A 10,753-nucleotide genomic window follows, 5' to 3' on the forward strand; every position below is an offset into this window, starting at 1 on the left:
TAGCACACCTTTTGTTGGAAGTGCGGTTGACTTCACGCAGTGAAGTCCAACCCAAAGAAATCAAACAGAGGGGGCTTAATGATGGGGTGACTGCGTACCTTTTGTATAATGGGTCAGCGACTTATATTTTGTAGCGAGGTTAACTGAATAAGGGAGCCGAAGGGAAACCGAGTCTTAACTGGGCGTTGAGTTGCAAGGTATAGACCCGAAACCCGGTGATCTAGCCATGGGCAGGTTGAAGGTTGGGTAACACTAACTGGAGGACCGAACCGACTAATGTTGAAAAATTAGCGGATGACTTGTGGCTGGGGGTGAAAGGCCAATCAAACCGGGAGATAGCTGGTTCTCCCCGAAATCTATTTAGGTAGAGCCTTGAGCGGACACCTTTGGGGGTAGAGCACTGTTTCGGCTAGGGGCCCATCCCGGGTTACCAAACCGATGCAAACTCCGAATACCGAAGAGTGATACTCAGGAGACACACGGCGGGTGCTAACGTCCGTCGTGGAGAGGGAAACAACCCAGACCGCCAGCTAAGGTCCCAAAATCTATATTAAGTGGGAAACGAAGTGGGAAGGCTTAGACAGCTAGGATGTTGGCTTAGAAGCAGCCACATTTAAAGAAAGCGTAATAGCTCACTAGTCGAGTCGGCCTGCGCGGAAGATGTAACGGGGCTAAAATATAGTACCGAAGCTGCGGCATCAGGCGTATCACTAATACGCCTTAACGATTACCCCTTGCGAAGCAAGTGGGTAAAGCGAAAAACACGTTGAGTGTAATGGCAAAGAATCGAAGAGGGATATTAGTGATACGCCTGTTGGGTAGGGGAGCGTTGTGTAAGCGGAAGAAGGTGATTTGAGAGGATTGCTGGACGTATCACAAGTGCGAATGCTGACATAAGTAACGATAAAACGGGTGAAAAACCCGTTCGCCGGAAGACCAAGGGTTCCTGTCCAACGTTAATCGGGGCAGGGTGAGTCGGCCCCTAAGGCGAGGCTGAAAAGCGTAGTCGATGGGAAACGGGTTAATATTCCCGTACTTGGATAAACTGCGATGTGGGGACGGAGTAGGTTAGGTTAGCGTACTGTTGGAGATGTACGTTTAAGTTGGTAGGTGGGTGGACTAGGCAAATCCGGTTCACTGTAAACACTGAGAGATGATGACGAGGCACTAAGGTGCTGAAGTAATTGATACCACACTTCCAGGAAAAGCCACTAAGCTTCAGGTTTATCTAAACCGTACTGAAAACCGACACAGGTGGTCAGGTAGAGAATACTCAGGCGCTTGAGAGAACTCGGGTGAAGGAACTAGGCAAAATAGCACCGTAACTTCGGGAGAAGGTGCGCTGGCGTAGTGTGAAGTTCTTTGCGAATGGAGCATGAACCAGTCGAAGATACCAGCTGGCTGCAACTGTTTATTAAAAACACAGCACTCTGCAAACACGAAAGTGGACGTATAGGGTGTGATGCCTGCCCGGTGCTGGAAGGTTAATTGATGGTGTAATCGAAAGAGAAGCTCCTGATCGAAGCCCCAGTAAACGGCGGCCGTAACTATAACGGTCCTAAGGTAGCGAAATTCCTTGTCGGGTAAGTTCCGACCTGCACGAATGGCATAATGATGGCCAGGCTGTCTCCACCCGAGACTCAGTGAAATTGAAATCGCCGTGAAGATGCGGTGTACCCGCGGCTAGACGGAAAGACCCCGTGAACCTTTACTATAGCTTGACACTGAACCTTGAATTTTGATGTGTAGGATAGGTGGGAGACTATGAAGCGGTAACGCCAGTTATCGTGGAGTCGTTGTTGAAATACCACCCTTTAACGTTTGATGTTCTAACGAAGCGCTGAAACGGGTGTTCGGACAGTGTCTGGTGGGTAGTTTGACTGGGGCGGTCTCCTCCCAAAGCGTAACGGAGGAGCACGAAGGTTTGCTAATGACGGTCGGACATCGTCAGGTTAGTGCAATGGTATAAGCAAGCTTAACTGCGAGACAGACAAGTCGAGCAGGTGCGAAAGCAGGTCATAGTGATCCGGTGGTTCTGAATGGAAGGGCCATCGCTCAACGGATAAAAGGTACTCCGGGGATAACAGGCTGATACCGCCCAAGAGTTCATATCGACGGCGGTGTTTGGCACCTCGATGTCGGCTCATCACATCCTGGGGCTGAAGTAGGTCCCAAGGGTATGGCTGTTCGCCATTTAAAGTGGTACGCGAGCTGGGTTTAGAACGTCGTGAGACAGTTCGGTCCCTATCTGCCGTGGGCGTTGGAGAATTGAGAGGGGCTGCTCCTAGTACGAGAGGACCGGAGTGGACGCATCACTGGTGTACCAGTTGTCTCGCCAGAGGCATTGCTGGGTAGCTAAATGCGGAAGAGATAAGTGCTGAAAGCATCTAAGCACGAAACTTGCCTTGAGATGAGTTCTCCCAGTCTATAAGACTGTAAGGGTTGTTTTGAGACTAAGACGTAGATAGGCTGGGTGTGTAAGCGGTGTGAGCCGTTGAGCTAACCAGTACTAATTGCCCGAGAGGCTTAACTATACAACACTCAAGGGTTTTGGCTTGTTTTTGTTAAAGAAGTAAAGAAAAATAGAAAAGACATAAAGAAAGATAAAGAATATAAAGAATTATCTTGGCGGCGCTAGTGCAGTGGACCCACCTAAATCCATGCCGAACTTAGAAGTGAAACGCTGTAACGCCGATGGTAGTGTGGGGAATCCCCATGTGAGAGTAGGACACCGCCAGGTTTTGAATAAAAGAAGAACGCCATTGAGGAAACTCAGTGGCGTTTTTTGTTTTTGTTATTATGATTTAGTTGATTTTATAAATTGCATGGCTTCCTCTTCACTTATTTTTTGGTAATCATCGAAATCGCTCATTTAAAATCTTACCAGGCTAGAATAGACTAAATCTATCCACAACACATAACCATCAAAAAATCTGATAAAAAACCACCGCACTTTTTATTCCCAAACCAGAAATTGAAGCGAGAAATACGGTTAGAAAGAATTTTAAAGAGCGGTGAAAATTTTTGAATTTTTAGTATTTAGTGGGAAAGGGCTGGCGTTATTATCTAGGCAATGATTTTATTCATAATCTTCTTTAGGAGCATAATAATCACACTTGTGATAAAAGTTGAATGTGTTATATTTGACCTAGCCACTAGAAAAGCGATGAATCTCGAGGATCGCGGACGAACGGTTGAAAGAGTACCGGGGATTGTGTGCAGTGGGTTCGAGCCCTGCCTAGTGGCTACTTCAAGTGAAATAAAAACACCCCACAAAGTGAGGTGTGTAAAGAAGTAATAATACTAACTTAGTTTATTTAAGCAGGCTTTAGGCAAAGCTGAATTTGGTTTAAGATTTCTTTTACTAAACGTGCAGGAGCGGCGACCACGTTGCCTGAAGTTAAATAGCTATGACCGCCTTCAAAATCCGTGACTAAACAACCAGCTTCGCGGGCGATAAGATCACCTGCTGCAATGTCCCAAGCTTTCACGCCCATTTCAAAATAGCCATCAACACGGTTAGCGGCCACATAGCACATATCTAACGCTGCTGAACCAGTACGACGGAAATCAGCCACTTTTCCTTCATTGACAAGATTGCTCATCATTGCAAATTGCGTTGGCATTGCCGACATTTTTTTGAATGGGAAGCCAGTGGCTAAGATTGCGCCTTGTAATTCACGTTTGGTGTTTTCTGCACGCAGACGCAGTTCGTTGATTTTTGCTCCTTGTCCACGCACAGCAGTGAAGAGTTCATTACGGATAGGATCATAAACCACGCCAACTTCGGTTCTGCCTTTCACACGAACCGCGATAGAAACCGAAAAGTGCGGTAATCCTTTGATGAAATTTGTCGTACCATCTAGTGGATCAATAACCCATTGCACATCGCTTTCCTTGCCTTCTAACGCGCCACTCTCTTCAGTAATAATGGTATGGTCAGGATAGGCTTTTTGGATCACATCAATAATAGCTGCTTCAGGAAGCTTTATCAATATTGGTAACAAAATCATTTGCACTTTTTGCCACCGCTTGATATCATCACGGCGTTCATAACCTTTAGCAATAATATTGCCCGCTTTTCGTGCCGCACGAATAGCGATATTTAACATTGGATTCATATTTCCACCAGATTTTAAGAACATCATTTAAGGCCACGAATTATAGTGATTTTTTTAAGCAAAAAGCGAGAAAAACCCTGGTTGGGCGCGAAAAAATTTTCCTATTTCTGACCGCACTTTGTGGTATTGTGCTAGAATACCCACAATTTGTAGTCAGATAATGCAGAATCAAAATGTTAGAAAATATTCGCATTGTGCAGTAGAAACCTCTCATAGCGGCAATATTGGATCAGCAGCACGCGCAATGAAAACAATGGGATTAAGCCAGCTTTATCTCGTTGCACCAAAACAAAACTGTTGATGAGCAAGCCATTGCATTAGCGGCGGGAGCTGATGATGTGGTGAAGAACGCGGTTATCGTGCCAACCTTTGATCAAGCCGTGGCGGATTGTGAATTTGTTATTGGCACAAGCGCTCGCCTGCGCCATTTGCAAAGCACCTTACTTGAACCCCGTGCTTGTGCGGAAAAAGCGGTTGCCTTTGCGAAACAACATAAAGTCGCCATCGTTTTCGGGCGCGAGCGCATTGGGCTAACCAATGAAGAATTGCTGAAATGTCGTTATCATTTAACCATTCCTGCCAATCCTGATTATTCTTCGCTGAATTTAGCAATGGCAGTGCAATTAATATGCTATGAATTGCGAATGGCGTGGTTGGAAGAAAATAAAAAAGACGTGGATTTATCACTTTCATCAATAGAAAACACCTATCCAACGGCACAGGAATTAGAATACTTTTTTGCCCATACGGAACGCCTTTATCAACAGCTAGGTTTCATTCAAATCAAGGTGTTATGCAAAAATTAAGACGTTTATATCTGCGCGCTGAAGTGGAAAAAAATGAATTAAATATCCTACGCGGAATGTTAAGTGCGGTGGAAAAAAGCGGAAATTTCAATAGGGAATAGTTGACTAATTTAGAAGGTTATGTAAGATAACCGCCTAATTGCTAGAAGGAAGTAGAAGATGAAATTAACGTCAAAAGGTCGTTATGCTGTAACTGCGATTTTAGATATTGCATTAAATACTGAAAATGGCCCTGTTAGCTTGGCTGATATTTCAGAAAGACAGCATATTTCCCTTTCTTATTTAGAACAATTATTCGCAAAATTACGCCGCCACGGTTTGGTGAAAAGTGTGCGTGGCCCTGGTGGGGGGTATCAGCTTGGGCAGCCAAGCGATAAAATTTCCATTGGAATGATCATCGCTGCGGTGAATGAAAATATCACCGTAACCCGTTGCTTAGGACAAGGGGATTGCAAAGGCGGGCAGCAATGTTTAACCCATTCTTTATGGACGAACTCAGCCAGCGAATTGAAAATTTTTTAAATGAAATTACTTTGGCGAACTGGTGGAAAAACATCATCAGGAAAAGCCTCAGCACCGTCATCATAAAGATTTTGACAATTTAGTGATGCTAAACGAAAACGCTTAGTGTTTTATCGTCAAAATCCTTCGCCTTAAAAATAAAGCTCTTAGCTTTAATAAATAAAGTGCGGTGCAAAATAATAGATTTTTTTAGGAGTGTAGAATGAAATTACCTATTTATTTAGATTATGCGGCAACTTGCCCTGTGGACGAACGTGTTGCCAAAAAAATGATGGAGTTTTTAACCATCGAAGGCACGTTCGGGAACCCTGCTTCCCGTTCTCATAAATTCGGCTGGCAAGCAGAAGAAGCCGTTGATGTGGCACGTAATCACATTGCCGATTTAATCGGTGCAGATAGCCGTGAAATCGTGTTTACGTCAGGTGCAACAGAAGCCGACAACCTTGCGATTAAAGGTGCTGCGCATTTTTATCAAAGCAAAGGGAAAGCACATTATCACCTGCAAAACAGAACACAAGCGGTGCTAGATACTTGCCGTCAATTAGAACGTGAAGGCTTTGAAATTACCTACTTAACACCGAAATCAGACGGTTTAATCGACTTAGAAGAATTAAAAAATGCAATGCGTGACGACACCATTTTAGTGTCTATTATGCACGTCAATAATGAAATCGGCGTGATCCAAGATATTAAAGCCATTGGCGATCTATGCCGTGAACGCAAAATTATTTTCCACACCCGATGCCACCCAAAGCGTAGGTAAATTACCGATCAATTTAGCGGAACTGAACGTGGATTTAATGTCAATGTCGAGCCACAAACTTTACGGGCCAAAAGGTATCGGGGCATTATATGTTCGCCGTAAACCGCGCGTTCGTTTAGAAGCGATTATTCACGGTGGCGGCCACGAGCGTGGAATGCGTTCAGGCACATTACCTGTTCACCAAATCGTAGGTATGGGCGAAGCCTATCGTATCTGCAAAGAAGAAATGGCAACCGAAATGCCACGCTTAAAAGCATTGCGTGATCGTTTGTACAACGGCTTAAAAGACATCGAAGAAACCTATGTAAATGGCTCAATGGAACACCGTGTGGACAACAACCTAAACATCAGCTTCAACTATGTGGAAGGTGAAAGTCTAATGATGGCATTGCGTGATATTGCAGTTTCATCAGGTTCAGCTTGTACTTCAGCCAGCCTTGAGCCGTCTTATGTGTTGCGTGCTTTAGGGCTAAACGATGAGCTTGCACACAGCTCAATCCGCTTTACTGTGGGACGTACACCACCGAAGAAGAAATTGACTACACCATCAATCTGGTGAAAGGTGCGGTGGAAAAATTAAGAGAATTATCCCCATTATGGGATATGTTCAAAGAAGGCATGATCTTAACTCAATTGAGTGGACTCACCATTAATTTAGCAAAAGTTAGCAAAAGGAACAGAAAAATGGCAATATAGCGACCAAAGTAATCGATCATTATGAAAACCCGCGTAACGTAGGTTCATTCGACAAAAAAGATCCAACCGTGGGAAGTGGAATGGTGGGCGCGCCGGCTTGTGGCGATGTAATGCAGTTACAAATCAAAGTGAATGATGACGGCATCATTGAAGATGCGAAATTCAAAACGTACGGCTGCGGTTCAGCCATTGCTTCAAGCTCATTGATCACTGAGTGGGTGAAAGGCAAATCTCTTGATGAAGCTCAAGCCATCAAAAATAGCCAAATTGCGGAAGAATTAGAACTTCCACCAGTAAAAGTGCATTGCTCCATTTTGGCAGAAGATGCCATTAAAGCAGCTATCGCTGATTACAAAGCAAAACGCGGCGAATAATTTAAGCAAATAAAAGTGCGGTGAAATTTAACCGCACTTTTCATCATTTTGTGGAGAACCTTATGAGCGTAACATTAACCGAAAGTGCAGCAAATCGCGTCAAAACCTTCCTTGCTAACCGTGGCAAAGGCATTGGGTTACGCTTAGGCATTAAAACCTCAGGCTGTTCAGGCTTGGCTTATGTGCTTGAATTTGTGGATACCTTAAACGAAGACGATCAAGTTTTTGAAGATCACGGTGTGAAAGTAATCGTGGATACCAAAAGCTTGGTGTATCTCAACGGCACACAACTGGATTTTGTCAAAGAAGGCTTAAACGAAGGGTTCAAATTCACCAATCCTAACGTGAAAGATGAATGTGGCTGCGGCGAAAGTTTTAACGTTTAATAGGAACACCAATGAGCAATCCTTTTGCATTGTTTGATTTGCCAGTGGCATTTTCACTTGATCTTGATCTCTTGAATAACCGTTATTTGGCATTGCAAAAATCCCTGCATCCCGATAATTTTGCACATCGTTCAACGCAAGAACAGCGTTTAGCAATGCAAAAATCGGCAGAAGTGAATGATGCCTTGCAAATATTAAAAGATCCCATTGCCCGTGCTGATAGCATTATTGCCTTGCATTTAGGCAGCCAAAATGTGGAAGAAAAAACCAGCCAAGATATGGCATTTTTAATGCAACAAATGCAATGGCGCGAAGAGCTTGAAGACATTGAACAGCAGAAAGACAGCGATGCGCTAATGCAGTTTTCCGATCAAATCAGTGCACAACAGCAGGAAATTTTAAGCCAATTAAACCGCACTTTCTGCGCAAGATTGGGCAACGGCACAAATGCTGACGGATCGTTTACGTTTCATCAAAAAACTGTTACTTGAAGTTGAACGCATTGAAGACAACTTAATGGATTTTTAAAGAGAATAACAATGGCTTTATTACAAATTGCGGAACCGGGGCAAACCAGCGCACCGCACCAACACAAATTAGCGGTGGGCATTGATCTTGGCACAACCAATTCCCTTGTAGCCACCGTGCGCAGTGGAATGGCAGAAATTTTATTGGATGAAAAAGAGCGCGCATTAACGCCTTCAATTGTTAATTTTTCTGCCAATCAGCCCGTGCTTGTGGGGTATGAAGCCAGGGAATTAGCTAGTCTTGAACCGCAAAATACCATTATTTCTGTTAAGCGTTTAATCGGCCGTTCATTGGCGGACGTACAAAATCGCTACCCGAATTTGCCTTACCGTTTTCAACAAAGTGAAAATGGTTTGCCTTTATTTGAAACCGCACAAGGTGTGCGTAGCCCGATTGAAGTTTCAAGCGAAATTCTGAAAAAATTGACCGCACTTGCAGAAAAACGCCTCGGCGGCGAATTGCAAGGGGCGGTGATCACCGTGCCAGCCTATTTTGATGACGCACAACGTCAAAGCACCAAAGATGCAGCGAAATTGGCAGGGTTAAACGTATTACGTTTACTTAACGAACCCACCGCAGCCGCCATTGCCTATGGCTTAGACAGCGGACAAGAAGGTGTCATTGCGGTTTTACGATCTAGGCGGCGGCACCTTGATATTTCCATTTTGCGTTTATCCAAAGGCGTGTTTGAAGTGCTGGCTACGGGCGGTGATACCGCATTGGGCGGTGATGATTTCGATCATCTCATCGCCGATTGGATCGTGGAACAATCTGGCATTGCACCGCAAAATGATCAACAAACCCGTGAGCTTTGGAATTTAGCGAAACAGCTGAAAACCGAGTTGTCTGACGCGCAAAGCAGCCGCGTTGAATATCAAAATTGGCAAGGCGAGCTTAGCCGCGAAACCTTTAATCAGCTCATTGAGCCTTTGCTGAAGCGCTCATTAATGGCTTGTCGCCGTGCATTAAAAGATGCAGGCATCAGTGCGCAAGATGTGCGAGAAGTGGTGATGGTGGGTGGTTCAACCCCGTGTGCCATTTGTGCGTGAAAAAGTGGGTGAGTTTTTCCAACGTGAACCATTAACCTCTATCGATCCTGATAAAGTTGTAGCACTTGGTGCGGCGATTCAAGCAGATATTTTAGTGGGCAACAAGCCAGATAGCGAAATGCTGCTATTGGACGTGATTCCGCTTTCCTTAGGGATTGAAACAATGGGCGGTTTAGTGGAAAAAATTATTCCACGCAACACCACCATTCCTGTGGCAAGAGCGCAAGAGTTCACCACCTTTAAAGACGGTCAAACCGCAATGAGCGTGCATATTGTGCAAGGTGAACGTGAAATGGTGGCAGATTGCCGTTCTCTAGCGCGTTTTACCTTGCGTGGTATTCCACCAATGGCAGCAGGGGCTGCGCATATTCGCGTAACCTACCAAGTGGACGCAGACGGTTTGCTGAGTGTAACCGCAATGGAAAAATCCACTGGCGTGCAATCTTCCATTCAGGTGAAACCCTCTTACGGGCTAACCGATGAAGAAATTGCCGCAATGCTGAAAGCCTCAATGGAAAACGCCAAAGAAGACATTCAAGCACGTTTATTAGCGGAACAGCGCGTGGAAGCAACCCGTGTGATTGAAAGCGTGCATTCTGCCTTGCAACAGGACGAAAGTCTGTTGAATGATGAAGAATTAAGTGCGGTGAAAAATGCGTTAATTTCGCTGCAAGAATTAGTACAACAAGAAGATAGCCTTGCCATTAAGCAAGGCATTAAAGCCTTGGATCGTGCCACGCAAGAATTTGCCGCACGCCGTATGGATAAATCCATCAGAACGGCACTTTCAGGGCATTCTATTGATGAAATTGAGAATTTTAAGGAATAGTGATTATGGCTAAAGTGATTTTTTTACCTCACGAAACCCTTTGTCCGGAAGGAATGGTGGTAGACGCTGCCGAAGGGGATAATTTATTAGATGTGGCATTAGATGCAGGCATTGAAATTGAACACGCTTGCGATAAGTCCTGCGCTTGCACCACCTGCCACGTGATTATTCGCGAAGGCTTTGATAGCTTAAACGAAAGCAGCGAAGCGGAAGACGATATGCTAGATAAGGCTTGGGGCTTAGAAGTAGATAGCCGTTTAAGCTGCCAATGCCAAATTGGTAATGAAGATCTTGTGGTGGAAATTCCAAAATACAGCTTAAACCACGCAAGAGAAGAGCATTAAGCATCGCTAAGCAAAAACTAACTAAGATTTAACTGGGGCGGAGTAAAATCCGCCTATCTATTTTATGGCGAAATATGTCGTGGTTTGTTTAAGATCAAATCGCTATAACTCATAAAGATTTAGTTTTTGCCTTTTTAGTAATGAGCTTAGATAATAGTCAGCATTGTCCTGACCTTGAATAGAAGGAAAAAATATGAAAATCCAACAAACCATTAAGCAAAACCATCTTGGGCTGTTATTCCAACAAGGCTCATTTGGGATTGAAAAAGAGAGCCAGCGTCTACACGCAGACGGTTCTATCGTAACCACTGAACACCCTAAGGTTTTTGGCAATC

Annotated in this window: 6 protein-coding genes, 2 rRNA genes and 5 pseudogenes (1 of these 13 cut by a window edge); 12 read left to right on the forward strand and 1 reads right to left on the reverse strand. The window is 44.4% G+C overall.

Features of this window, described 5'->3' with window-relative positions; genetic code table 11:
- Both DYC50_RS10570 and rrf read left to right on the forward strand, forming a co-directional pair.
- Window positions 1-2,534, forward strand: a 23S ribosomal RNA gene (locus tag DYC50_RS10570); it begins 572 nt to the left of the window's first position.
- Window positions 2,535-2,624: 90 nt separating this feature from the next.
- Window positions 2,625-2,740, forward strand: a 5S ribosomal RNA gene (gene rrf / locus DYC50_RS10575).
- Between the two features lie 577 nt (window positions 2,741-3,317).
- Here the strand turns inward: rrf and suhB are convergent.
- The gene (gene suhB, locus DYC50_RS10580; RefSeq protein ID WP_245934892.1) at window positions 3,318-4,148 is read right to left on the reverse strand and encodes an inositol-1-monophosphatase; all 831 of its coding nucleotides are present in this window, start codon (window positions 4,146-4,148) and stop codon (window positions 3,318-3,320) included.
- Window positions 4,149-4,294: 146 nt separating this feature from the next.
- Between suhB and trmJ the strand changes: the two are divergent.
- From trmJ to DYC50_RS10625, 10 genes and pseudogenes are all read left to right on the forward strand, one after another.
- Window positions 4,295-5,028 (forward strand): annotated as a pseudogene (gene trmJ / locus DYC50_RS10585) (tRNA (cytosine(32)/uridine(32)-2'-O)-methyltransferase TrmJ).
- 58 nt (window positions 5,029-5,086) lie between these two features.
- A pseudogene (gene iscR / locus DYC50_RS10590) lies at window positions 5,087-5,555 on the forward strand (Fe-S cluster assembly transcriptional regulator IscR).
- Window positions 5,556-5,651: 96 nt separating this feature from the next.
- The gene (locus DYC50_RS10830; protein ID WP_425451087.1) at window positions 5,652-6,212 is read left to right on the forward strand and encodes an aminotransferase class V-fold PLP-dependent enzyme; all 561 of its coding nucleotides are present in this window, start codon (window positions 5,652-5,654) and stop codon (window positions 6,210-6,212) included.
- Entirely contained in the window at window positions 6,163-6,771 is a 609-nt protein-coding gene (locus tag DYC50_RS10835) for an aminotransferase class V-fold PLP-dependent enzyme (protein WP_425451088.1), read from the forward strand. The genes DYC50_RS10830 and DYC50_RS10835 overlap by 50 nt, the downstream gene beginning before the upstream one ends.
- 133 nt (window positions 6,772-6,904) lie before the next feature.
- Window positions 6,905-7,282: a Fe-S cluster assembly scaffold IscU gene (gene iscU / locus DYC50_RS10600; RefSeq protein WP_115250212.1), complete on the forward strand. Its 378-nt coding sequence runs from the start codon at window positions 6,905-6,907 to the stop codon at window positions 7,280-7,282.
- Window positions 7,283-7,344: 62 nt separating this feature from the next.
- On the forward strand, window positions 7,345-7,668 hold the full coding sequence (gene iscA, locus DYC50_RS10605) for an iron-sulfur cluster assembly protein IscA (protein WP_035686194.1): 324 nt from the start codon (window positions 7,345-7,347) through the stop codon (window positions 7,666-7,668).
- 11 nt (window positions 7,669-7,679) lie between these two features.
- Window positions 7,680-8,196: pseudogene (hscB, locus tag DYC50_RS10610) on the forward strand (Fe-S protein assembly co-chaperone HscB).
- Window positions 8,197-8,324: 128 nt separating this feature from the next.
- Window positions 8,325-10,059: pseudogene (gene hscA, locus DYC50_RS10615) on the forward strand (Fe-S protein assembly chaperone HscA); the annotation flags it as partial.
- 20 nt (window positions 10,060-10,079) lie between these two features.
- On the forward strand, window positions 10,080-10,418 hold the full coding sequence (fdx, locus tag DYC50_RS10620; protein WP_017805156.1) for an ISC system 2Fe-2S type ferredoxin: 339 nt from the start codon (window positions 10,080-10,082) through the stop codon (window positions 10,416-10,418).
- Window positions 10,419-10,611: 193 nt separating this feature from the next.
- A pseudogene (locus DYC50_RS10625) lies at window positions 10,612-10,753 on the forward strand (bifunctional glutamate--cysteine ligase GshA/glutathione synthetase GshB); the annotation flags it as partial.

The sequence above is a fragment of the Avibacterium avium genome (assembly GCF_900454535.1).
GTDB classification, from domain to species: domain Bacteria; phylum Pseudomonadota; class Gammaproteobacteria; order Enterobacterales; family Pasteurellaceae; genus Avibacterium; species Avibacterium avium.